The sequence below is a fragment of the Bacillus sp. IBL03825 genome (assembly GCF_024712505.1).
Lineage (GTDB): Bacteria > Bacillota > Bacilli > Bacillales > Bacillaceae_G > Bacillus_A > Bacillus_A wiedmannii.
Genome location: NZ_JAMXKE010000001.1, coordinates 2,869,678 through 2,893,796, shown reverse-complemented (window position 1 = coordinate 2,893,796; position 24,119 = coordinate 2,869,678). Strand labels below are relative to the sequence as shown.

Annotated in this window: 22 protein-coding genes; 18 read left to right on the top strand and 4 right to left on the bottom strand. The window is 32.0% G+C overall.

All coding sequences use genetic code 11. The annotated features are described in order from the left end of the window. Positions 1-38: 38 nt before the first annotated feature. The 5 genes from NHG49_RS14820 (at position 39) to NHG49_RS14800 (ending at position 5,567) form a co-directional block, all read left to right on the top strand. Positions 39-1,775, top strand: coding sequence for an ABC transporter substrate-binding protein (locus NHG49_RS14820; RefSeq protein ID WP_258126183.1), 1,737 nt, complete (start codon positions 39-41; stop codon positions 1,773-1,775). Positions 1,776-1,934: 159 nt separating this feature from the next. Beyond that, entirely contained in the window at positions 1,935-2,558 is a 624-nt protein-coding gene (locus NHG49_RS14815; RefSeq protein WP_149173538.1) for a YhbD family protein, read from the top strand. A gap of 13 nt (positions 2,559-2,571) precedes the next feature. Further along, complete coding sequence (locus NHG49_RS14810; RefSeq protein WP_098103612.1) at positions 2,572-3,282, top strand: bactofilin family protein; 711 nt, start codon at positions 2,572-2,574, stop codon at positions 3,280-3,282. A gap of 18 nt (positions 3,283-3,300) precedes the next feature. Continuing rightward, positions 3,301-4,008, top strand: a complete 708-nt coding sequence (locus NHG49_RS14805; protein ID WP_098103611.1) for a cytoplasmic protein — start codon at positions 3,301-3,303, stop codon at positions 4,006-4,008. 23 nt (positions 4,009-4,031) lie between these two features. Then, positions 4,032-5,567 (top strand): MDR family MFS transporter, encoded by a 1,536-nt coding sequence (locus NHG49_RS14800; RefSeq protein ID WP_258126180.1) that lies wholly within the window; start codon positions 4,032-4,034, stop codon positions 5,565-5,567. 54 nt (positions 5,568-5,621) lie between these two features. Here the strand turns inward: NHG49_RS14800 and NHG49_RS14795 are convergent, their stop codons facing one another. Beyond that, positions 5,622-5,942, bottom strand: coding sequence for a hypothetical protein (locus tag NHG49_RS14795; RefSeq protein ID WP_001062728.1), 321 nt, complete (start codon positions 5,940-5,942; stop codon positions 5,622-5,624). 253 nt (positions 5,943-6,195) lie between these two features. On the opposite strand from NHG49_RS14795, the gene NHG49_RS14790 reads away from it, so the two are divergent. From NHG49_RS14790 to NHG49_RS14775, 4 genes are all read left to right on the top strand, one after another. Beyond that, on the top strand, positions 6,196-6,975 hold the full coding sequence (locus NHG49_RS14790) for a BC_2878 family exosporium-associated protein (RefSeq protein ID WP_064475551.1): 780 nt from the start codon (positions 6,196-6,198) through the stop codon (positions 6,973-6,975). A 259-nt stretch (positions 6,976-7,234) separates the two neighbouring features. Continuing rightward, positions 7,235-8,005 carry a GNAT family N-acetyltransferase gene (locus NHG49_RS14785; RefSeq protein ID WP_000638757.1) on the top strand — a complete coding sequence of 257 codons (771 nt, stop codon included), beginning with the start codon at positions 7,235-7,237 and terminating at the stop codon, positions 8,003-8,005. Positions 8,006-8,526: 521 nt separating this feature from the next. Then, complete coding sequence (locus tag NHG49_RS14780; RefSeq protein WP_002013348.1) at positions 8,527-9,222, top strand: CsxC family protein; 696 nt, start codon at positions 8,527-8,529, stop codon at positions 9,220-9,222. A gap of 123 nt (positions 9,223-9,345) precedes the next feature. Next, positions 9,346-10,344, top strand: a complete 999-nt coding sequence (locus tag NHG49_RS14775) for a BC_2427 family protein (protein WP_472926284.1) — start codon at positions 9,346-9,348, stop codon at positions 10,342-10,344. 297 nt (positions 10,345-10,641) lie between these two features. Here NHG49_RS14775 and NHG49_RS14770 read toward each other — a convergent pair whose 3' ends face one another. Continuing rightward, on the bottom strand, positions 10,642-11,073 hold the full coding sequence (locus NHG49_RS14770) for a GNAT family N-acetyltransferase (protein WP_076538304.1): 432 nt from the start codon (positions 11,071-11,073) through the stop codon (positions 10,642-10,644). Positions 11,074-11,907: 834 nt separating this feature from the next. Between NHG49_RS14770 and NHG49_RS14765 the strand changes: the two genes are divergently transcribed. Then, complete coding sequence (locus tag NHG49_RS14765; RefSeq protein ID WP_149173540.1) at positions 11,908-12,768, top strand: DegV family protein; 861 nt, start codon at positions 11,908-11,910, stop codon at positions 12,766-12,768. A 32-nt stretch (positions 12,769-12,800) separates the two neighbouring features. Here NHG49_RS14765 and NHG49_RS14760 read toward each other — a convergent pair whose 3' ends face one another. After that, positions 12,801-13,235, bottom strand: coding sequence for an Lrp/AsnC family transcriptional regulator (locus NHG49_RS14760; RefSeq protein WP_098111695.1), 435 nt, complete (start codon positions 13,233-13,235; stop codon positions 12,801-12,803). A 142-nt stretch (positions 13,236-13,377) separates the two neighbouring features. On the opposite strand from NHG49_RS14760, the gene NHG49_RS14755 reads away from it, so the two are divergent. From NHG49_RS14755 to NHG49_RS14735, 5 genes are all read left to right on the top strand, one after another. Then, positions 13,378-14,646, top strand: coding sequence for an APC family permease (locus NHG49_RS14755; RefSeq protein ID WP_103655043.1), 1,269 nt, complete (start codon positions 13,378-13,380; stop codon positions 14,644-14,646). Between the two features lie 116 nt (positions 14,647-14,762). Beyond that, complete coding sequence (locus NHG49_RS14750; RefSeq protein WP_064475547.1) at positions 14,763-16,352, top strand: M3 family metallopeptidase; 1,590 nt, start codon at positions 14,763-14,765, stop codon at positions 16,350-16,352. A gap of 22 nt (positions 16,353-16,374) precedes the next feature. Continuing rightward, positions 16,375-17,754, top strand: a complete 1,380-nt coding sequence (locus NHG49_RS14745; protein ID WP_064475546.1) for a 5'-methylthioadenosine/adenosylhomocysteine nucleosidase — start codon at positions 16,375-16,377, stop codon at positions 17,752-17,754. Positions 17,755-17,923: 169 nt separating this feature from the next. Then, entirely contained in the window at positions 17,924-18,628 is a 705-nt protein-coding gene (locus NHG49_RS14740) for an alpha/beta hydrolase (protein WP_154131823.1), read from the top strand. A gap of 390 nt (positions 18,629-19,018) precedes the next feature. Next, complete coding sequence (locus tag NHG49_RS14735; RefSeq protein WP_064475545.1) at positions 19,019-19,468, top strand: GNAT family N-acetyltransferase; 450 nt, start codon at positions 19,019-19,021, stop codon at positions 19,466-19,468. Between the two features lie 58 nt (positions 19,469-19,526). On the opposite strand, the gene NHG49_RS14730 is transcribed toward NHG49_RS14735, so the two are convergent. Then, entirely contained in the window at positions 19,527-19,943 is a 417-nt protein-coding gene (locus tag NHG49_RS14730; protein WP_064475544.1) for a hypothetical protein, read from the bottom strand. A 121-nt stretch (positions 19,944-20,064) separates the two neighbouring features. Between NHG49_RS14730 and NHG49_RS14725 the strand changes: the two genes are divergently transcribed. The 3 genes from NHG49_RS14725 to NHG49_RS14715 all read left to right on the top strand — a co-directional run bounded on the left by NHG49_RS14725 (position 20,065) and on the right by NHG49_RS14715 (position 24,076). Next, positions 20,065-20,712, top strand: a complete 648-nt coding sequence (locus tag NHG49_RS14725) for a response regulator transcription factor (protein ID WP_098102871.1) — start codon at positions 20,065-20,067, stop codon at positions 20,710-20,712. Beyond that, positions 20,705-22,081: a sensor histidine kinase gene (locus NHG49_RS14720; protein WP_098102870.1), complete on the top strand. Its 1,377-nt coding sequence runs from the start codon at positions 20,705-20,707 to the stop codon at positions 22,079-22,081. The genes NHG49_RS14725 and NHG49_RS14720 overlap by 8 nt, the downstream gene beginning before the upstream one ends. Before the next feature lie 201 nt (positions 22,082-22,282). Then, positions 22,283-24,076 (top strand): Xaa-Pro dipeptidyl-peptidase, encoded by a 1,794-nt coding sequence (locus NHG49_RS14715; protein ID WP_154131985.1) that lies wholly within the window; start codon positions 22,283-22,285, stop codon positions 24,074-24,076. Positions 24,077-24,119: the final 43 nt, after the last annotated feature.

Below are 24,119 nucleotides of genomic sequence, written 5' to 3'. Positions count from 1 at the left end.
ACAAAAGGGGTTATTTTTCACCTTTTAGGGGGATTATGATGTTTATTTTAGATCAGTATATTGCACTATGGTGTACCTATGGTAAAGGGAGACAAGAAGGAGAACAATTAGAAGTAACCGTACAAATGATAGCAGAAACATTATTTTGTACGGAGCGTAATAGTAAATTAATAATAAAAAAATTAGAAGAGTTAAATTGGATCGCTTGGTTTCCAGGGCGCGGAAGAGGGAATCGTTCTAAATTAATATTTCAAAAGCAACCGATGACATTGATTTTAGACAGAGGAAAAGAACTAACGAAAAAAGGGGATGTGAAAAGTGGAATCTCATTTGTGGAACGCTACAGCTCACAATTTCCATCAGTAAAGAAAGAATATGAAGCTTGGGTAGATTCAATATTTGGTCATAAAATAGAAAGGACACCTGAAGGAAGAAAAGATGTACTTCGGTTGCAAGTACAAATGAATCTAGACATCGCTTTAGATCCGGTATACGCTACGATGCGCTCAGAATGTCATATGGTTAAACATATTTTTGATACACTCGTATATGTGAATGAGGAAACAAATTGTATAGAGCCAAGACTTGCTTTTCACTGGCAATATAATGACGCTGAAAAGGTTTGGACATTTTATTTAAGAAAAGGCGTTCATCTTCATAATAGAAAACGACTTACCGCACATGATGTTATACATTCATTAAATCGATTTATGAAAGCGGAAAACAACCCACACGCATGGATGTTGCAACATGTTAAAAATGTCCGTGCAGTGGATGAATTTGTTGTTGAAATTCAATTACATACGGAAAATAGGATGTTTTTACATATGCTAAGTGCAGAACAGTGTTCTATCGTACATGAAGATGAAGCAGGAAACTTTATTGGTACAGGACCTTTTATATTACGTGAGAAAAATGCACAATTATTTGTATTAGAAGTGCATGATTTATATTATCGTGAAAGACCTTTTCTTGACCGAATTGAACTAATGAATGTAAAGAAAAATGTAAATACGTATGACGTGTTAGTAAAGGCGCAATATAAAGATAAAGAAAAGCCTAATAAAGAGTTGTCTCGGCTTGAATCGAACGTGACATATGTAACGTGCAATCTTGTAAAAGAAGGACCAATGCAAGATGAGCTGTTTCGAAAGGCACTACATAAAATCATTCATGGCGATAGAATTGTTCAAGAACTCGGCGGAGAACGTGGAGAAGTGGCAAAGAAACTAATATTGGCAAATGAAAGAAAAGTAGAGATTAAGGAAGAGATAGAATGCTTAGTGAAAAGGAGTATGTATCATCATGAAGTGCTACAACTCTACACATTTACAGGACAAGATCACGTAGAAGATGCACAATGGATACAGAAAGAGTGTGCGAAGTACGGGATTCGTGTAGAAAATAATTTTCTTGAAGTTGAAGAGTTATTGGAAATCAGTACGATACAAAAGGCTGATATGATGCATGATAGTGCAACAATTAGCGAACGAATAGAAGATAGTCTGCTATATATGTTTCTTACAAAAAATAGTTTTATTCATGGGCAAAGCAGCATGGACTTTCATAAAAAGTTCTCCCCTTATTTTAAAGAAGAACATTTAGAGAATAGAGTTACATTGTTACGCAATATTGAGGACACTTTGTTGCGTCACATTCATATTATTCCTTTATATCGTAACAAACAACAAGTAACTTCTCACGAAAAAGTACAAAATATAATGATTAATTCACAAGGGTGGATTGATTTTTATGAAATATGGTTTACATGCTGATATATAAGGGTTTTTACGCATTTTATAGGATGCGTGAGAACCTTATTTTTTTGTGTGAAAGAGGGTTGTTTTACACATTGTTACGCTACTTATGATAAAAGTCTATTTACAACGTAACAGTGTTATGTTACGTTGTTATCAGGAAGGAGTGTTATACAGTTGAGTACAGATTTAATTTCAAAAAAAGATTTATTAGAACTAACTGGTATTTCATACGGACAGTTATATAGGTGGAAAAGAAAAAATTTAATACCGGAAGATTGGTTTGTACGAAAATCAACATTCACGGGTCAAGAGACATTTTTTCCGAAAGAAAAGATATTAGAGCGTATTGATAAAATCCAAACGATGAAAGAAGATTTATCACTTGATGAACTAGCAAATATGTTTTCACCGAGTGTAAGAGAAATTCTTTTAACAAAAGAAGACGTCTTACGTAAAGGAATTGCATCAGAGCCAGTTTTACAATTCTTCATAGAACAAACGAATAAAACAACAGAGTTTCAATTTGTAAATATTCTTTATGTGTATATGTTAGAAGAATTACTACAATCGGGAGAGATTAGTTTAGAAGAAGGAAAAATGGTCTTGCAAGTTTTACGTGAAAATTATGAGGCGATTAAGCATAAAACTTGTGACTTAATCATCGTCCGAAAGTTAGGGATTTCTACATGTTTCTTAGTTTCAAACGTGGACGATTTAATTTTTGAAAAAGGTACCAAAATAGTTTTACGCGAAGCGATTATGAAATATACCGAAGCATTAAAAACGAAACTGTTGTAGTGGAGGAGAAAGTATGCGTACAGATAATTTGATTATAAATGGTTACGGTTCATCGAATGGCGGCGAGTTTCTTAAAGTGCAATTAAATGGAAAAGGTACTGTTAATGGAAATGTTGAATGTGATCAATTTGAATGTAACGGTTACGGTGCTGTTACTGGAAATTTGAAAAGTAGCAATGCAAGAATTAGTGGATCGGGTAAAGTCGATGGTACAGTTATTGCGGAAACGATGAGAATTGATGGAAAAGCAACAATTACGCAAGATGTGAAGGCGAACAGTTTAAAAATTGCAGGAAAAGGTACGATAGGTGGAAATGTAACTGGTGAAGAATTTAAAATCAACGGTCAAGCAACGATTGATGGTAATTGTGAAGTGGATACTTTTTCTTCAGAAGGACAATTTACAATTGGTGGATTATTAAGCGCCGATGAAATAAATATTAATATTCACGGTACATGTCGAGCGAAAGAAATTGGTGGTCAAACGATTAAAGTAAAACATAGACTAAGTACTTTTAGTAGACTGTTTAAATCGGTATTTGGTATGCAATTAGAGGCTGAACTATTAGAAGGTGACAATATCGATATTGATTATGCTCACATAAAAACGGTAAGAGGAAACAATGTTACAGTAGGAGCGAACTGTGAGATTGAATTGATTGAATATACTGGTGTTCTTACTGTTGATAAAAACGCAAATGTAAAAGAAATGAAGCAGGTTTAATGGGAGGGAGAAAATAATATGGAACATCAACATAGTCTTACTGTCAATGGTTCTGGTAGTTCAGCAGGCGGGGATTATAACAAAGTGAAGATTCGCGGTGAAGGAACGATTTCTAATGATATGAGCTGTAATGAATTTAAAACGTACGGAACGAGTGAAGTGCGCGGTAATATGAAAGTGAAAAATTATGTCGTGTATGGAGATAGTGAAGTACAAGGAAATGTAACTGCTGAATATGTAAAAGTATACGGAAATACACAAATGAATAGTGATGCCCATATTGAAAAAACGAAAGTAAGAGGTATGATAGAAGTTAAAGGGAAGTTTACTGGTGATTTCGTAGATGTGAAAGGCGCTTTAAATGTGAAAGGAGATATTGAAGTTGAAGAACTATCACTAACTGGTGGCCTTGAAAGTGATGGATTACTTAATGCTGAAAATATTGATATTTCACTTCGTTATGAAGGAAGTAAAGTAAGAGAGATTGGTGGTAAGAAGATTACCGTTCATAAAAAAGCGAGATTTATTCCATTTACAAGTCATGCTGGAAGCCTCCAAACGTCTATCATTGAAGGAGATGAAATTTATTTAGAGCATACGATTGCTGAAGTTGTAAGAGGAAACAACGTTACCATTGGTCCAGGATGTGAAATTAGTGTTGTAGAATATTATACTAGTTTTAACCAAAAAGGTAATGCAGTCGTAAAAGAACATAAACAAATATAAGTAGTACGAGGGAGAGCAAGGTTATGGTTGAGAAGAATAATAAGCTCGGCTTTGTTGTGGCGGGCTTATTGCTAAGTATTTTAATGGCATCAATGGACAATACCATTGTCGTAACAGCGATGGGAACGATTGTTGGTGACTTAGGAGGCCTTGAAAATTTTGTATGGGTCGTTTCTGCCTATATGGTCGCAGAAATGGCAGGTATGCCGATATTCGGAAAACTATCAGATATGTATGGTAGAAAGAGATTCTTTATTTTCGGTTTAATCGTCTTTATGATTGGTTCGGCACTTTGTGGTACTGCTGAAAATATTACACAGTTAGGTATTTATCGTGCCATTCAAGGTATTGGCGGCGGGGCATTAGTGCCGATCGCGTTTACAATCGTTTTTGATATTTTCCCTCCTGAAAAGCGCGGGAAAATGGGTGGATTATTCGGAGCAGTATTTGGTTTATCAAGTATTTTTGGTCCGTTGCTTGGTGCGTATATTACAGATTACATAAGCTGGCACTGGGTATTTTACATTAACTTACCGCTTGGCGTTTTAGCACTTATTTTTATTACATTCTTTTATAAAGAATCACGAGTTCATAGAAAGCAAAAAATTGATTGGTTTGGCGCAATTACTTTAGTTGGTGCAGTAGTTTCGCTAATGTTTGCTTTAGAACTAGGTGGACAAAAGTATGATTGGGATTCTAACTTTATTTTAAGTTTATTTGGCGGATTCGCTATTTTAATTATTGCATTTATTTTTATTGAACGTAAAGTAGAAGAACCGATCATTTCATTTGAAATGTTTAAACAACGTTTATTCGGAATGAGTACCATTATTGCATTATGTTACGGTGCTGCGTTCATGTCAGCAACTGTATACATACCGTTATTCATTCAAGGTGTATACGGTGGTAGCGCAACAAACTCAGGATTATTACTTTTACCGATGATGTTAGGATCAGTCGTAACAGCTCAATTAGGTGGATTTTTAACGACGAAGCTTAGCTACCGAAACATTATGATTATTTCTGCTGTTATTATGCTAATTGGACTATTCTTATTAAGCACATTAACGCCAGAAACAAGTCGTATATTATTAACGGTTTATATGATTATTATTGGATTTGGAGTAGGTTTCTCATTCTCTGTACTAAGTATGGCAGCTATTCACAACTTCGGTATGGAGCAGCGTGGTTCTGCAACTTCAACGAGTAATTTCATTCGTTCACTAGGAATGACACTTGGTATTACAATCTTCGGAATGATTCAAAGAACAGGTTTCCAAGATCAATTAGAAGAAGCTTTTAAAGGTATGAGCGGAGGAATGAATACAAACGCTTTAGGAGATTCAAGAGCTATTCTATCAGAATCGGCAAGATCTCAAATCCCGCCGCAAATATTAGATAAAATTATTGATGCTCTTTCTAGCTCCATCGTTCAAACATTTATGTGGGCATTGGTACCAGCAGGTCTAGCATTCATATTTATTTTCTTTATGGGAAATGAGCGTATGGTAATTAAGAAAAAACATACGAATAAAAAGAGTGAAACATCAAAAGCGTAATGAAAAAGCTCCTTTCCAATTGGAAAGGAGCTTTTTCGTATGTACGGATTTAGATTAGCCTTCGATAATTTCGTATTCTTCGTCTGCTAATAATAAAATTTGTGTCTTCTTACCTTTGTTTTGAACTTCGATTACATCGTATGCACCTAAGTCTCTTAGTTTGTTTTGAGAAGCGTTAACCATAACTTCCATAGAATCAATTAAGATATCTTCTTCAATGTATGATTCAGGCAATGCCATATCTTCTGTTTCTAATACACATGCATATAGATTTTGTAAGTTTTCAGCAGTTGGGTTTTGTTCCTCAACATCAATGATGTTCTTTACTGCATCCATATTTTCTTCTTTTGCTTGGTATACTTTAATTTTAGCCATTGTTTTATTCTCCTTTATAACGTAATCGTAGAGGCTACACCTTATTATAACGTTTTTTTCATGAAAGATGAAATTGTTATATGTATTTATAGGGAAATTTATGTGTTATTACTCATTATTGGCGTAATTTCATTATTAATGTGATAAGTAAGTACCTATATTCCTGAGTTAAAGTTATATTGTCCAAGCTTTTTTATGCTCCGTTCATATTATATGTATTAGATAAAACATATAGGAAAGGGATGGAGTGTAAGTGGGTTGTGAGCCGAAACGAAATTATCAATGCTGCCAAAATAGTATTTGTGAATTTTTGCGAAGTCTAGAGCCTTTTACAAAAGTTGAGAGTATTGTAATCGCCGGAAACGAAATTGTTGTATCTTATTTTCTTTCATTTAATAAGAGGAATGGTATCGTATCCTTCGTACAAGAGGACAATGAGGTTATTTTTGTAGATTGCTCTAGGATTGATGCAATTCGAATAGGAAAAGTTTGTAGTTGTAAAACGAAAGTTAAATTTATTGAAGAGGATTTTAGTTTACTTGGAAATGTTTGTCCGCAATGTTTAACAGAGGGTAGTACACTCTTTTTTGACTTTTACAATCCAGAATTGAATTTATCACTACAAGCAAAAACAATTGATGCACCTAGTTGTACTGAATTTATAGATGAGATGGGGAATGTCGTAAAGCAAATTACTATAATAGGTGAAGCGATTGTTTCTAAAGATTTTGTTCAAGTGCCAGAACTATTAAACTTTCAATTAGTTTTATCTGATACGGCTACGAATCCTTTAAAGTTTGGAATACTGTTCATTAATTTCCCTGATCTTACGTTTATTATTCTTTTCGCATCGAGTGGGTACCTCAATATTTCGAATTGTTTGAAAATCGAGAGTGGAACTGGTAATGCTGAAATAGAAGAGATGAAAAAGATGGTGACGAATGACAATAATACGTACAAGTCAGTTGTTAAATTGACTAAAGTATATAAGATTGGAGGAACAGAATCATATATTTATAAGAATGAGTTATAACATACGTATTTAAATGAACCCTCAAACGAGTATTGAGGGGTATTACATAATAAAAGATGATAATCGGTTACATGTAGATTGCAAATTATTATTAAGTATATTTACTGTTAACCTTTATACAGGACAGTCGCTTACTATTCATTAGATGTTATAATAATTTTATATTTACGAATATTTTACGATTATATATAGTTTAATAAACTTTTGTTTATATATGAAAAGTAGAGTTAAACTGATTCCAAAGAAAGCGGGAATGTACATGATATATGAAGCGAGTATACATACGAGAGAAAAATTAGTTACTATGTTCGAGGATTTCAATAACGTTGTTTTACTTTCTTATTTACAAGGACATATGGGTACTGCTTGGGTAAATAATCTTGAAAATCCAACAGTAGCGCAAGTTACGGTAGGGATCTTTACATTTTACGCTGGTGATTCGAATGCGAAAGAAACTGAAGAATTAGTACGTAACATTCCTGATAGAATGTTAGTAATCGTAAATAGTGAAGAGTGGAAAAAGCGTTTAGAAACATGTTACGAAAGAAAAATAGATAAGTTTTTACGCTATAAGTTCAAACGGAATGCGGAAGTTTTTAATCATTCAAAATTACAATCTTTTATATCAGCGCTTCCAAAAGGATACGAGTTACGAAAAATAGATGAACATATCGTAAATATTCCCACATTACATAAGGTCTCTGAAGATTTTACAAGTCAATTTCAAACGGTGGAAGATTATATAAACCGAGGTATAGGTTATAGCGTTTTATATAAAGATGAAGTTGTATGTGGTGCATCATCGTATAGTATTTATGATAATGGCATTGAAATTGAAGTGGCGACTGATCACAATCATAGAAGAAAAGGGTTGGCGACTATAGTTAGTGCAGCGCTAATCTTGGACTGTCTAGAAAAAAGAATATATCCAAATTGGGATGCAGCGAATACTACGTCTGCTAAACTAGCAGAAAAGCTAGGATATGTTTTTGATAAGGCGTATGATGCTTATTTTGTGGATAATAGGTAAATGAATGAATTTGTACAATTGTACAACAGAAAAAGTCTAGAAAATCCTATAAAATTCGTGTTAATTACTCTTTTTTTTAATTACAAATTGGGTATAAAAATCGACTTGAAAAAGTCGGTTTTTATTTTTTAACAATAAGGTGCATCCAATATTAATTTGCTGTTGCATAGATATTATGGAATGAAGAAATTAACAAAATTAATTTTATTTGTCTTAATAAATTTAAGAATAGATTTTTGAAAGTTTCTTCGAAAATATGGATATCCTTTTTACTATTGAACTTAATCAACATATTATGGTGTTTTTCCGCGATAATAGTTAAGAATTTTTTTAATAGGTAAATATTCATAAAAACTAATTATATTAAACTGTGTGTATTTGACTATTAAAGATAGAATACAATCTTTATTTGCAAATGATAAAAGTGACTATGATACAAACCCACGCATTAATAGAAAAAATACATATACAGTAAAGAGAGTTAAAAAACTCTAATTTTTTTATAAAGGAGATTATAAAATATGAGCGAACAATGCCCAATTAATGTACCATGTCAGGTAGATGGACAAACTCAAACGCCATTAAGTGATGCAGCTGCAACACCAATTCTTACTCCAGGAACACCGATTGTAAAAATACCAGTTGTATTAGCAGAAAGAACAATTCAAATTGTTGTAGAATCTGATATTTCATTAGATCCTCCAGCAACTGAGATTAAACGTGTGTTAAAAAATGTATTTTTAACACAATGTAAGTTAGTTCCTGTAGCATTTACTCCAGTACCAGGTACAAATTACCGCCGAGTTACAAGAGCAAAATTATTTGTACAAGGATATATTCGTAAAAATATTGAATATGCAAATGATGAGTGTAATGGAGTGCTATATGATCGTATTGCAAATGTTCCATTTTCTGGTTTTGCAGATTTAACAGCAGCTGATTTTCTATCACAAGCTGTAGTAGCTTCTTCCTCAGATACTACATCTCACTTTATTAATCCTAAAAATGGTGATTTACCACGTTTAGACAAATACTTCTTCGAAAATACAGTTTTTTATAATGAACAACCATATTGTGAATTAGTAAGCGCACAATTTTTCGAATTAGACTTTTCACCTTGTCCAACAGAATTAAACGAGCCATTTGGAACTCTTCGTGAAAAAATTGTACTAGATCTTACTTTAAAAGTTTTACAAGTACAACAAGTACAAGTATAAGACTAAAAAAGCATTGTCTTTAATAAAAAGACAATGTCTTTTTTATTATTATAAAACATATATAATGATGAAAATGAATACGTGTAAAATAACATATTTTCCTGAATTTTATTAGATGGGGGGATGGTGATGAATAAGCCATGGATTGGTAAGGTGCTATGGGATGAAATTCACAAGTATAAAGATCTGAATAAACAAGATAATTCACGAGAAAGAATAGTAAAGAAAGAAGAGGAAGTATCTGAAGTAAAGAAAGAAGAAGAAGTATCTGAAGTAAAGAAAGAGGAGGAAGTATCTGAAGTAAAGAAAGAGGAGGAAGTATCTGAAGTAAAGAAAGAGGAGGAAGTATCTGAAGTAAAGAAAGAAGAAGAAGTATCTGAAGTAAAGAAAGAAAATGCAACATCTGAATCACAATTAGAATCTTCAGTGCGTTCAATGGTAGTGAAAACACCATTTTCTATTATTTCTGAAGTGTCAAGTTTTAAAATATTTCCAAAAATAAACATAAAAAATCAAGAAGCGTTTGTTTTTCAAAATGAAAAAGATGTAGGTAGGCGTGAATTAGATTCTAAGTTATTAACTACAGTACAACAGTATCATTCGGAGGCTTATTGTGAAATAGTTTCTTTTAATCTTCATGAAAAGAGAGTGCTTATGGAATTATATAATAAAAAAGTTATAGGGAATATTGAAGAGAAAAAGGTAGAGACATCTTCATGGACCCCAATACATAGCATAGTATTAGAGGGTGAAAATGAAGGAGAAATAAATAATGTTATAACAGCCAAGCTACCAATAGAAATAGGAAAATATAAAGGTGAAATTATTTTACGAGAAAAAGTTGTATTTAAAGAAAAAGTCATAGGAATAAAAGAGGTGGAACAGGAGATTGTTTTGACAAAAACTGAATTCTTAGTGCCAAAAGTAATAAAAAATGGACAAAATACATTTACAGTTGAAAAAGGGAGCTTATTTGTAGAAGGCTATATTTATCAATGTATTGAATACATATCAGAACAAAGTACATTTCATAATAATGTGTATCAATTAATGCAAAATATTGTACTGGAATTAGTCGTTCAAGTAATACAAGAACAGGAAGTACAAGTACGAATGAAATAAAAATGAATATATTCTCTAAATGCTACAAATGGTTTTTCCTCAATAAATTCAGTGTAATATTTATGAATACTAATTTTTGCTAACGGGGATAGTTACTTTATTATATGAATCTATTTAGGTCTATGAAAAAATAAGTGCTAACATGTTTGATAACAAACTTACTAACACTTATTAAAAACAGACATAAAATTTGGATTATATGTGGTTTGATTTAAGTATTTAATAAAAAACATTGATAATTACTTGTTATAAACTGATGTGTAATATAAAGTGTATTCACTTCTTTTTTTACAGGACTCACAATTTAAATAGTAATACATGTTTATCATAATTTTCTAAACACCAATTATATTTTTTTAGAATAATTGGATGGACGATTTCTTTCGTTGTATCAACATCAGTAAAGCCGTATGTTTTATAAAAACTCTCGAGTTCTTCAAAAGGAAGACAATATACGTTTTGTATTTCTAATGTTTTCGCAGTTTGTATTAAGAATGACACGAGCTTCTTAGCTAATTGTAGACCTCTAAATTTAGGAAGAATAAAAATCCCGCCCATTTCTATAGTATCTTCATCTATTTGGACTAATCGACCCACACCTGCATACTCGTTGTTGTATGTAATAATTGCAACTTTATCACTTTTTAAATCACTTCGTACAAATCCTATTGAATCATATTGATTATTAATCCATTCTAAATCGTTAGATGTGGCCAATTGAATACTCATATACATCCTCCTTCGGAATATTAGCGCTATCTTCATTATATAAAACATAAGATGCTATATCAAAAGAACCTTGATATAGCACATTTGTTTAAGTTATTAGTTGAAGGTATGGGTTTGCTGGTATTGAAATGATGGCTTCACCAAACAGAGGATAATAATCTTGTGAATTTAGTGTTACATAGTCAAAATGAAAATTAGTTTATGCGTATAGAGATCATAGAGTTATTTTAATTAGCAGCTACTGTATTAATTGAAACTATTAAGGAAATGTGGTAATTGCCAGCCTGAGTGATACAAATCGTATTAAGATTTAGTCAAAAACTCCTCTTGAAATAGGGGGAAAGGAAGAGGGATTTAAATATAAGAGCACTTCGAAAAGTGCCCTTCAGTAATGACTACTCATTCTAAAAAGAAAGGATGCAATATATCATATGAAGTTAAGTGTATTTAATTATGGACCCTTTATATAAAAGTTTTATTTTATTCCAAATAAATAGGCGGTTGTTTCCGCAACCTCTTTTCAGTAAAACAAAGCACTACTTTATTGGATTTAGCTTTTAAATTTTAAACAGTATAAATTTGAAAAGATTATCCTAAATTAAATAATTTAAATGCAATTATGTAAAATTCCCATAAAATTATTTGTGTTATAGAAAAAATAACAATAAAAAAATGGTTAAAATGGAATGATTTTTAATAACAGTTCAAGTTTTGAAGAATAGTGCATACAATATAAAGTCTTTTCCTTTCTTCATTTAAGTTTTACGTATATAATTTAAAAGTACTATTTTTATTTTATATTTTTTATATTTATAACAGAATAGAGGTTTAAAAATGGGTGTTAAAATCATTACGGATAGTGCGGCGGATTTACCGGTAGAATTGCTGCAAGCATATGATATTGATTTAATTCCACTCCGTGTTTATGATGAAGCAGAAACAGAGTATTTAGATGGAGTTACATTAGAGTCAGTTACATTATTGCAAAACATGAGAGAAGGCGCTGTTTATAGAACGTCATTGCCTTCACTTGAAACTTTCCAAGAAAAATTTATTTCTTATGCAAAAGAAGGTAATCCTTGTATATATTTAGCTTTTTCATCTGAACTGTCTGGTACATATCAATCGTCAGTTGTTATTAAAGAAGAAGTGAAAGAAACATATGCTGATTTAGATTTAGAAATTATTGATACGAAATGTGCTTCGCTTGGTCAAGGGCTTGTCGTATTAGAAGCTGCTAAAATGGCGAAAGACGGCGCATCCAAAGAAGATATTTTAAAACGTGTTGATTTTCTAATGAACCATATAGAACATATCTTCACAGTAGCTGACTTACAGTACTTAGTGAGAGGTGGGCGTTTAAGTAAAGTAGCTGGTTTTATCGGTGGTTTACTAAACATTAAACCGATCTTAAACGTGCAAGAAGGAAAACTTGTACCACTTGAAAAGGTAAGAGGGAAAAAGAAAGTACTAAGCCGAATTGTAGATATTATGGAAGAGCGCGGAAAAGACCTTAAAGGTCAAACAATCGCTATGACTCACGGTGATGACTTAGAAACAGCTGAAGCATTAAAAGCATTAATTACTGAAAGATTTGGCTGTGAAGTATTTATAATAAATACAATTGGAGCAGCAATTGGTGCGCATACAGGACCTGGTGCATTAACATTGTTCTTCTTAAATGAGGTAGAGTAAAGGATTGATCTTTTGATCAATCCTTTTTCTTATTAATCAGTAATAATCGGTCGATATGGTATCGGTGAAGATAAAATCATCGAAGTTTTGACTGTTCCAAATGGTATAACGAAATCAATTAATTCCTCTAATTCCTTCATAGAGTGAACCGCTACTTTTAAGTAATAGCTACTTTCACCTGTTACTCGATGACATTCGAGTATTCTATATTCTTCGTAGATTTTCTCCTCAAATTTTTTACAAGGAATCTTTAGATTTTCAATTCTTAAAAATGCTTGAATTGATTTTCCAACTGCATCTAATGATATCCGTGCGGTATATTTTTCAATTATTCTAGTATCTTGTAATCTCTTTAGTCTTTCGGTAACACTAGGGCGGCTGAGGTGTAAGTGTTCGGTCATTTCTGTAATTGTCATTCTGGCATCTTCTTGTAGTAATAGCGTTATTTTCTTATCAATTTCATCCATGAATTATGCTCCTTTGCAAAATTGAAAGTAAATTTCTTAAACAAATACATAATATAAAGCCTTATGTAAAAATACATACAATTTTGTATATTGAATAGACTGATAACTTTCTATAATTAAAATATAAATGGAGGTGCTTGTAATGTCTAATCATTTTGACGAAACAATTTCTATTAAAAGGGGAACAGTCTTATATGTCGGAGCAGTTTTAGGATCGGGAATCCTTATATTACCTGGTATGACCGCGAGTGTAGCAGAAGGGAATGCGATTGTTTCTTGGCTTGTTATGATATTACTTAGTATTCCACTTGCATTTACGTTCGCTTTTTTATCGATTGAGTACTCAAGTGCAGGTGGAATTGCCACGTTTGCAGAAAAAGCTTTCGGTAAAAATATAGGTGCTATTATAGGATGGTGTTTTTTTATTGCGGGTAGTGTTGGTCAAATCGTAGTCTCAATGACTGGTGGAATGTATATAGTGAGAGTGTTTGCTTTATCACCATATTTCTCTTACGTTATAGCGCTTATTATTTTAAGTATTTCAATTGGTTTTAATTTATACGGGTTAAAAATGAGTGGTTGGTTTCAAGTGTGTATTGGTGTATTAACTTTCTTTATTTTAATTGTAACGATTATTAGCTCACTACCTTATATTGAAATGAAAAATATAAATGTATATATTTATATGCAAAAAATAAATTCGATTTTAGATGCATCTTTATTAATTTTTTGGTCTTTTTTCGGCTGGGAAGCCATTGCAAGTTTGGCTCCAGAATTTAAAACACCTAGAAAAAGAAATATTATTTTATCTACGGGATTTGCGATCGTTATTATTGGAGTTTTATATATTGGTATTGCATTATCAGTAATTGGAACGAAATCTTATCATATAAATACTGATAATACGACAGCTCTCGTGCTTGTAATCAAGCAAACATTAGGCGGCCAATTTTCATGGATAATTGGATTTGTAGCTTTTATCATTTGTTTAGGGACGACAAATGCATTTATCGCAAGTATGGGGCGCCTAGGTTATTCACTAGGAAAAGAAGAAGTTGCACCGCGTTATTTAGCACATATTAATAAAAAAAGAGAAACACCAACAAATGCAGTAAAAGTTGTAGGTTGTATTGCAATAATAGGTTTGTTAATAAGTTTCGTTTTCCATATTAGTATAGATAAAATTGTTTTAATACCGAATTCGTTAGGGATTGTTACATACATAGTAGGTACTGCTTCTGGAATGAAATTAATAAAGAATAGGTTAGGTAAAATTTTTTCTATAGTAGCTTTTACATGTTGTATAGTAGTTTATCCTTTTATTGGAGGAGTAATACTGATTCCAGTAGCCGTAGCATTCATATGTTTATGTTATGTGAGTTTCAGTAGCAGAAGAAAAGAATATAAATAAGAATGTGTTTGTATAAATCGAAATATTTAAAGATATTAAAATTTTTACATTTCGTTTATAATTGTGTGGGGAGAAACATCTGTAACTATTTGTAAAAATAGGAGGCGGCTATAAAAGTGAATGAAATTGCTAAGTGGGATTTAGATCGATTGTATCCGATTGAGGATATTTTAACTCCAATATTGGGGCTGAAAGAACAATATTATGCGACAAAAGATGTAGCGATTCTTTCAAAACTTATACAAGCTATTGAAAAAGCAGAATACTTTTTGTATTGCCGATCAGCTGAAGAAAGTGTTTCATCTGATCTTACCATATTGACTGCTACAGTAAAAAATCTGAAAAGAGAAGTGCAGCAAGTAATACAAAAAAGTGAAGTGGAAACTTCCGATAATATTAATACTAGGTTAATAAAAGATGAACTTAACGCATGGGAAAATATGTACATACAATTAAGGAATAAAATAGAAATAGAGCACGATAATAAGCAATTATCATTTGGCCAAGCAAATAATATTGAAATGAATAGTGATAATGAAAAGGAAAGATTAGAAGTATTCGAGTTATTAACAAGTGCCTTACATAAGGAAAAAGAAATCTTCGCTACTGTCTTAAATCAAATAGGGAGATTACGCAATACAAAGAGTAATGAATTAGAAGATAGAGTGATTTTAACTCAATCTCTACATGCGAATGGTATTTCTGAAACTGTATTATTACAAATGTGGAATGCGACAGAAGAAAATCTTGATACATTAGTAAGTGCTTTAAACGTGTATAAGAAGGGGGAATCTTCAATTACATGGCATGAACTTATGACAGTAAAGGAAAATAATGAGGTTAATATCCCTTTTTCAGTAGCACTTCAAAGCATATACGATGCGTTTGAAAATATAGATAAAGAATTAGCAGAATTTGCACGGAATGCAATAGAGAATGGATGGGTAGATGCGGAACCGAGAGAGAATAAACCACCAGGTGGCTTTTGTGCTCCTTTCTTCGGTGAAAAAGAATCACGGATCTCTATGCGTTATGACGGAAGTATTGATAGTGTAAGAGTACTTGCACACGAACTAGGACATGCTTGGCACTTTTATAATATGAGTTTTGAGCAATCCTCTTCTTTTTTAGATGATTATTTGCCAATGAGTACGGCTGAATCGGCGTCTATATTCTTTGAAACCGTGCTTATAAACTATCTAATTCAAACAACAGATAGTATAGATATGAAAAAGTCATTGCTTAGTTGGAAAATAAGAAACTGTTGTAATTATGTAATGGCAATTCGAGCATCATTTGAATTTGAGAAGAATTTTTATGAAAAATGTAAAGAAGGTCCTTTAAGTGCTGATGAAATCGAGAGATTATCTATAGCAGCGCAAGAAAAAGCATACGGGAATGCATTATCAGAATATCAGCCGTTTGTTTGGATGAAATATGTTCAATTTTATATTGTAGATGTTCCTTTTTATAATTATCCATACACATTTGGGTATTTAGCTAGTTTTAGTTTATTAGAAATAGCTCAAGAAAGTAAAAGTACTTTTCATTCGAAATATAAAGAGTTTTTACGAGAAACAGGAAAAGCTCCAGTGGAAGAGCTTATGAAAAAACATTTTGAAATAGATATAACAGGTTATGCGTTCTGGGATAAAGCTTTTAGACAAATTTCTAAAGATATTGATGAATATTTGAGGCTTATTTAGAGTGAAAAAGGGGACAAGATACATGAACAGAATCGGCATTATCGGAGCAATGCAAATTGAAATAGACTTACTTTTAGAAAAACTAGCTATACAAGAGGAACAGACGATTGCGGGAATGCCTTTTTACATTGGCGAATTCATGGGAACTGAAGTGATTATTACAAGATGTGGTGTAGGAAAAGTAAATGCAGCCGCATGTACGCAAACATTAATTCATAAATTTCATGTAGATGCTATTATCAATACGGGTATTGCTGGCGGATTACACCCTGGTGTAAAAGTTGGTGATGTAGTTATTTCAACGAATGTTACCCATCATGATGTAAGTAAAACTCAAATGAAAAACTTATTCCCGTTCCAAGAAGAATTTAATGCAAGTAAGGAATTAATAGAGTTAGCACGTACAGCATGCAATAGTAGTAGTTTACATATAGAGGTTCATGAAGGAAGAATTGTCAGCGGTGAATGTTTTGTTGAAGATTCAAAACTAAAAGCGAAATTAATAGACGAATATGCGCCGCATTGTACAGAAATGGAAGGTGCAGCAATTGGACATGTTGCTTACATAAATGAAGTACCGTTTCTCGTTATAAGATGTATTTCTGACAGTGCAGACGATGAAGCGCAAGTTTCCTATGATGACTTCGCGAAAACTGCCGCAAATTATTGTTCAGAAATTATCGTGGAGATGCTGAAAAATATATCGAGTAATACTTATAGTTCAAAAGGAGAGAATGACATGTTACAAGCATTAATTTTTGATATGGACGGAACGTTATTTCAGACAGATAAAATTTTAGAATTATCGTTAGATGATACATTTGATCACTTAAGATCATTACAGTTATGGGATACGGTAACACCTATTGAAAAATATCGTGAAATTATGGGTGTGCCATTACCGAAAGTTTGGGAAGCTTTATTACCGCATCATTCTCTTAAAGTAAGAGAACAAACAGATGCATATTTTTTAGAAAGACTAATTGAAAACATTAAGAGTGGAAAAGGTGCTTTATATCCGAACGTAAAAGAAGTTTTTACATACATAAAAGAAAATAATTGTTCAATATATATTGCTAGTAATGGTTTAACTGAATATTTACGAGCAATCGTATCTTATTATTCTTTAGACCAGTGGGTTACTGAAACGTTTAGTATTGAACAAATAAACTCACTTAATAAAAGTGACTTAGTAAAAAGTATTTTGAACAAATATGAGATAAAAGAAGCAGCGGTAGTTGGGGACCGTTTATCTGATATAAACGCAGCTAAAGATAATGGCTTGATTGCGATTGGATGTAATTTTGATTTTGCACAAGAAGATGAACTTGCGCAGGCGGATTTAGTAATAGATGATTTAATGGAGCTAAAGGGGATATTGCCTACTGTGCAGAGATTATAAAGTCATTTAAAAAATCATATAATATTTTAAAAATCCTTCTTCCACGAACGGAGTAGAATCATTTGTGATAAATTAGTAATAGTTTGATTTTTTTAAAAACTGAGTAGAGGATTATTAAGTGTGTGCAGTTTTTTGCCAATTCCTATATATCTTATTCCACGGAGGAAATATGCTGAAAGATAATTTTAACATTAGTAATATTCCCGCGGTTTTGTGGGGAGATAAAAGTGAAAGAGTTTTTATTGCAGTACATGGAAATATATCAAATAAGGAAGATGCAGTTATTCAAATATTAGCTGAAGAAGCTAATCAAAAAGGTTATCAAGTATTAAGCTTTGATTTACCTGAGCATGGAGACAGAAAAAATGATAATACTCCTTGCAAAGTACAGTTTTGTGTTAGTGAATTATCTATAATTATGAATTACGCAAAAGAACATTGGAAAGAAGTAAGCGTGTTTGCATGTAGTATAGGAGCTTATTTTAGCCTTTTAGCTTATCAAAATGATGTGATAGAAAAGGCATTATTTTTATCACCAGTAGTTAATATGGAACGAATTATCGAAAATATGATGAAATGGTTTAATGTAACACCAGAGCTTTTGCAAAAAGAAATGACTATAGAGACACCGATTGGTCAAAAGTTATATTGGGATTATTTATGTTATGTAAAAGAACATCCTATTAATACATGGAATACAGATACATATATTATGTACGGATCCAAGGATGAACTGTGCGAATTTGAAACTATTAACTATTTTACAAAAAAACATCGTTGTAAATTAGAAGTCATGGAGACAGGTGAACATTATTTTCATACTGAAGAACAGTTCAAGATATTTGAACAGTGGTTACACAAACATATCGATTAACAAATTATAATTTATCATGAACCTGTTAGAGAAGAATAGTGAATATATAAACTAATATTATATTTGAGAGACATTATAAATGTAAAAGTATTCACTTAAACAAACAATTGCCTTAGTTCAATAAGAATTAAACAACTTTATTAATGATTTTTTGAGTACAAATATCTTTATATGTATAGAAATTAAATAACTTTAAAGAGCTTTACCACACACTAGAGTGTAGCAAGGCTCTTATATTTTCATAATAAAATAAAACAACTATATTATCGATTTACATCTGAAGTGAAGAATACGCATGTTACGAATTGAATAAAGTAACAACCATAAAAATGCTCAGAATAAATGATTCTTGAGCATTTTTATGTATTTTCAAATTAAGGGGGAAATCACTTGAAAGATATACATATTCAACAAATAGAAGATTTAATGATATACGAACACGATTACCTTGTTCAAGAAAGCAAAGACGAAGGGTTTTATTTCCTAATAAAACTAATAAGTGAATATGAAAATAAAATAAACACATTTAATAAAAATGGTGAATGCTTATTTGGGATTTTTCAAGGGGAAAAGTTAATTGGAATAGGAGGGCTAAATGAGGATCCATATACAGAAAACAATAAGATTGGTAGGGTAAGGAGATTTTATATTTCAAAGGACTATCGTCGTGTAGGGCTAGGGAACTTGTTATTAAACCGGCTATTATCTCATTCGGAAAAGTATTTTAAAGTGGTTGTTTTACATACAGATACAAAGCAAGGCGATGCGTTTTATACTGTAAATGGATTTGTGAAGGGGGAAGTATATAAAGGATTTAGTCACTATAAAGTATTATATTAGTAAAAAAGAGACCCCAGCTTCGAAAAATAAGCTTATGAAGTCTCTTTTTGCTAATCAATTATGTTTTAACATTCATTTGTTTCAATAGTAATACAGGATCACCTTTCACATAATAAAAATGCGGGTTGTTTTCATCATCGTAAAGCATAATATAAGGCTTTTGATTAAGCGGTAGAAGAATTAGTACTTCATCAATTGTTGTATGTAACCATTGATTTGTAATAGAAACTGGTTTAGATAAAGGGATCTTTATCATGTGACCATCTTTTGGAACGACGTTTAAGTTTTTGAACGGGCCAGTAATGGATTTAGCATATTGAACAGCTTCTTTTTGGATAGCTGGATCTAAAGATTGTTTTTGAACGACCATTTCTTTTTGACAATCAAACACTTCAATTTGTTGATTTGTATTTGCGAACACATTTGTTGATAATAAGAAACAAAGAAGAGTAATGAACCCGATTTTTTTAATCATAGTACAACACCTCGTCTTTACTATACCCTTAAAAAGTTTAAATATTTTTCTGTCACATTTATGTAACAAAGAAGTTATATAATACAATTGGTTTTTGTTTAAAAGCAATGGAGGATAATGTATGAAAGTATTAATAGCAGATGATGAACAAGATATGTTAAGGATTTTAAAAGCTTATTTCGAGAAAGAAGGCTTCGAAGTTTTATTAGCGAAAGATGGAGAAGAAGCACTTCAAATATTTTATGATGAAAAAATTGATTTAGCTGTTTTAGACTGGATGATGCCGAAACATAGTGGTATTACTGTTTGTCAGGAAATAAAAAAGAACTCAAGCGTTAAAGTATTAATGCTTACGGCGAAAAGTGAAAGCGAAGACGAATTAGCGGCGCTTCAAAGTGGTGCAGATGAGTACGTAAAAAAACCATTTCATCCAGGCGTATTAATAACTAGGGCGAAAAAGCTTATACAGCATAATGATGTCATTCAAGTTCAAGATTTGAAAATAGATTTCACTAAAAATAAAGTTTATAAAAATGACAAAGAGTTAGATATTACAAAAACAGAGCTAGAATTAATAAAATGTTTTTTAAATCATAAAGGCATGATTTTAACTCGTAAAAAATTGTTAGATATCGTATGGGGATTTGACTATTTTGGAGAAGAGCGAACTGTTGATACACATGTAAGAAGATTACGTAAAAAAGTAGGAGAAAATATTATAAAGACGCATCGTGGTTTAGGATATAGTTTGGAGGAGCAGAGTGAATAAACTTGGAAAAAAGCTATTTCTCAGCATTTCTTTAACTGTTATTCTTATTTTTACAATCTCTTTATTATTAATTAACTATCTTTTACCGAAATATAATATTTACAAAACGCGAGAAAGTTTAGAAGGTATTACAGCACAAATACAGTCCATACCGAGCAAACAACTGGATGAAGCAATTACTAGTATTGAAAATAAAGGAAATGTTACGATTGCGTATACATTGATTAACAATTCGGAAGATCAAATTAATGATGAGTTACGTATGCAACTTACAAGGAAAAGGGTTGCCCTTAATAAACTTTGGATTACAAAAGAAGAAGTAATGAAAGTAAAGAACTTCGGGCAAGCGAATAAAATATATGATCAAGAAAAGATTAAATCTAGTTTTTTTGTGAAATACATTGCGAAAGACGATATGTTAATTTTGGTAGGAGTTTCGATCGCAAATTCTAATGAAGTAATAAAAACGTTAAATTCATTTTATTTTTATATTTTTGGCATTACGATTTTTCTCATTATCGTACTTGTATGGATACTTTCAACAACAATCACCAGACCATTGAAAGAATTAAGTAATGTTGCAGAAGATATTTCAAATTTGAAATTTGAACGAGCGAAAGTGAAAACAAATGATGAAATAGGGGACTTAGCTAATAGTATTAATATTATGAGTGAGAAACTACATGAAGCGCATGAAGATTTAACAGATCGAAATGAACATTTAAAACGATTTATGGGTGATGTGACGCATGAATTAAAAACTCCAATCGCATTAGTGAAAGCATATTCTATGGGAATAAAAGATGGTTTAGATGATGGTACATACATAGATACAATCATAAAACAAACTGATCACATCTCAAACCTAATTGAAGAGTTATTACGATTTTCTAAACTAGAAAGAGATGTTTTAGAAAAAGAAGAATTCGATATTAAATCACTAGTACAAAGTATATTAGATAAGCATAAGATTGAACTGGAATCGAAAGAAATTAATTTGCATGTGAACTATAATGTTGGCGATGCAGTTGTTTATGCTGATGTAAATAAAATGAGAATGGTGTTTCAAAATTTAATATCTAATGCGATAAAATATACAGCAAATCAAAATATAAAAATTACTTTAGAAAATCGAAATGAAAATATATATTTTCAAATTCAAAATGGTATGAACACTGAGCAAATGAAAGATATCGATAAAATTTGGGAACCTTTTTACGTCTTAGAATCTTCTCGCAGTAAAGACCATTCAGGTACAGGATTAGGTTTAGCGATCGTAAAAAGCATTTTAGAAAGACATGGTTTTGACTATGGAGTATCTACTATAGATGGAGAAATACGATTTTATATTGATATGAAGAATGTTTAATTCAATACTATTAGAAGCATCGTCTATTATTAGGCGATGTTTTTTATTGATTATATGAGAGCAGTAAATCATAAAATATAAACTCGAAAGCTCGTTTGAAGAGTGTTATACAAATTTTTCAAGTTGTTGCATAAAATATAAACTGAATTTTCTGTAATTTTAGTGTATAGTAAAAGGAGAAATATATGGGGAGGGAAGGGTATGGGGAAAAAGAAAATAGCAGCACTATCAGCAATATTATCTTTATCAATTACGTCAGGAGTTTCTAGTATGACTGCGTATGCAGACAGTAAAGAAACAAACTACATAAATGAGAATGATGTGAAGTTAAATGGAAATGTTTCAGAAGCGGTACGTTCAAACACGAAGATAGAATTAGAAAATGGAATGACAAAACCGATTTATTCGCTTGATGAAGCAATTATTGAAAATTTATTTGTAGAAACAGAAGTTGATAGTGATCGAGATGGAAAAAAGGATCGTGTATCAGTAAAAGTTATGCGTCCAAAAACTGATTCGAATGTGAAAGTTCCCGTTATTTATGAAATGAGTCCATATCGATCTGGCTTAAAAGATGTTCCTGTATATAATGTAGATGAAGAATTGTATGCGTATGAAGGGAAACCGTATGGAGCTGTTAATCTTGGTTCATACGGAAATTATTATGTGCCAAGAGGCTATGCAGTCATTTTAGGTGAAAGTATTGGAACTGGTAAATCAGATGGATGTCCGACTACTGGGGATGAGCAAGAAATATTAGGGACGAAATCGGTCATTGATTGGGCGAATGGACGTGCGAAAGCGTATACAGAAAATGGTGAGGAAGTTAAGGCTGATTGGTCTACAGGAAATGTAGGTATGACAGGAGTTTCTTATAATGGTACGTTACCGAATGCTGTAGCGACGACTGGTGTTGAAGGTTTAAAAACAATTATTCCAATCGCAGCGATTAGTAGTTGGTATGATTATTATCGTGCAAACGGTGCAGTCATTGCGCCAGGTGGATACCAAGGAGAAGATACTGATAATATGGCAGAAGCAGTTCTAACAAGAGAAAATCCTGAAGTTTGCGGACAAGTAATAAAAGAGTTAACAGCTGGACAAGACCGAAAAACTGGTAATTATAATGATTTTTGGGATAAACGTAATTATGTAAAAGATGCTAAAAATGTAAAAGCAAGCGTATTTGTTGTTCATGGTTTAAATGATTGGAATGTAAAGACGAAGCAGTTCGCGCAATGGTGGGATGCACTTGGAGAAAATAATGTTCCTCGTAAAATGTGGTTACATCAGGGTGGACATGGTGGAACATCAACGAATGACTGGCAAAGAACACAAAATAAATGGCTCGATTATTGGTTGTATGGAATTGAAAATGGAATTATGAATGAACCAATGGTTGATGTTCAACGTGAAAATAAAACTTGGGATAAAATAAAAAATTGGCCGGATCCAGCAGCTGTACCGTCAAAAGTTCGTATGTATTTAAGTAACAAAGCAGTTAATTTGCCATTAAGTATGGGCTCTGCAAATAAAGTTTTCTCATTCGTAGATGATGCAAAAATGAAATCAAATCAATTAATAGCAAACCCAGAATTAGAAGTAGCCAATCGATTAGTGTATACAATGCCTGTACTTCAAAAAGATACGCGTATAAGCGGTACACCAAAGATTTCAATTAGAGGAAATATTGATCGATCTGTATCAAATTTAACTGCTTTACTTGTTGATTATGGTGGAGCAAAGCCGGAAATTGTAACGAGAGGCTGGATGGATCCACAAAACTTAAAGAGTATAGAAAATTCAACAGCGATTCAACCGGGCAAAGATTATACATTTACATGGGATATGCAGCCTGATGATTATGTATTTAAAGCGGGGCATCAAATAGGGGTCATTTTAATCGCTAGTGACTATGATTATACAATTAGACCGAAAGCGGGCACGAAGCTTACAGTAAAATTAAGTGAAGTAACATTGCCGATTGTGAAATAAATAGTTATGAATAAAGAGCTTACTGCATAGTAAGCTCTTTAAA

Excerpts from the sequence above, each read along its gene's own strand:
- NHG49_RS14820 (WP_258126183.1), top strand. The coding sequence starts at position 39 with ATGTTTATTTTAGATCAGTATATTGCACTATGGTGTACCTATGGTAAA.
- NHG49_RS14810 (WP_098103612.1), top strand. The coding sequence starts at position 2,572 with ATGCGTACAGATAATTTGATTATAAATGGTTACGGTTCATCGAATGGC.
- NHG49_RS14805 (WP_098103611.1), top strand. The coding sequence starts at position 3,301 with ATGGAACATCAACATAGTCTTACTGTCAATGGTTCTGGTAGTTCAGCA.
- NHG49_RS14800 (WP_258126180.1), top strand. The coding sequence starts at position 4,032 with ATGGTTGAGAAGAATAATAAGCTCGGCTTTGTTGTGGCGGGCTTATTG.
- NHG49_RS14795 (WP_001062728.1), bottom strand. The coding sequence starts at position 5,942 with ATGGCTAAAATTAAAGTATACCAAGCAAAAGAAGAAAATATGGATGCA.
- NHG49_RS14785 (WP_000638757.1), top strand. The coding sequence starts at position 7,235 with ATGATATATGAAGCGAGTATACATACGAGAGAAAAATTAGTTACTATG.
- NHG49_RS14780 (WP_002013348.1), top strand. The coding sequence starts at position 8,527 with ATGAGCGAACAATGCCCAATTAATGTACCATGTCAGGTAGATGGACAA.
- NHG49_RS14775 (WP_472926284.1), top strand. The coding sequence starts at position 9,346 with ATGGTGATGAATAAGCCATGGATTGGTAAGGTGCTATGGGATGAAATT.
- NHG49_RS14770 (WP_076538304.1), bottom strand. The coding sequence starts at position 11,073 with ATGAGTATTCAATTGGCCACATCTAACGATTTAGAATGGATTAATAAT.
- NHG49_RS14765 (WP_149173540.1), top strand. The coding sequence starts at position 11,908 with ATGGGTGTTAAAATCATTACGGATAGTGCGGCGGATTTACCGGTAGAA.
- NHG49_RS14760 (WP_098111695.1), bottom strand. The coding sequence starts at position 13,235 with ATGGATGAAATTGATAAGAAAATAACGCTATTACTACAAGAAGATGCC.
- NHG49_RS14755 (WP_103655043.1), top strand. The coding sequence starts at position 13,378 with ATGTCTAATCATTTTGACGAAACAATTTCTATTAAAAGGGGAACAGTC.
- NHG49_RS14745 (WP_064475546.1), top strand. The coding sequence starts at position 16,375 with ATGAACAGAATCGGCATTATCGGAGCAATGCAAATTGAAATAGACTTA.
- NHG49_RS14740 (WP_154131823.1), top strand. The coding sequence starts at position 17,924 with ATGCTGAAAGATAATTTTAACATTAGTAATATTCCCGCGGTTTTGTGG.
- NHG49_RS14730 (WP_064475544.1), bottom strand. The coding sequence starts at position 19,943 with ATGATTAAAAAAATCGGGTTCATTACTCTTCTTTGTTTCTTATTATCA.
- NHG49_RS14725 (WP_098102871.1), top strand. The coding sequence starts at position 20,065 with ATGAAAGTATTAATAGCAGATGATGAACAAGATATGTTAAGGATTTTA.
- NHG49_RS14715 (WP_154131985.1), top strand. The coding sequence starts at position 22,283 with ATGGGGAAAAAGAAAATAGCAGCACTATCAGCAATATTATCTTTATCA.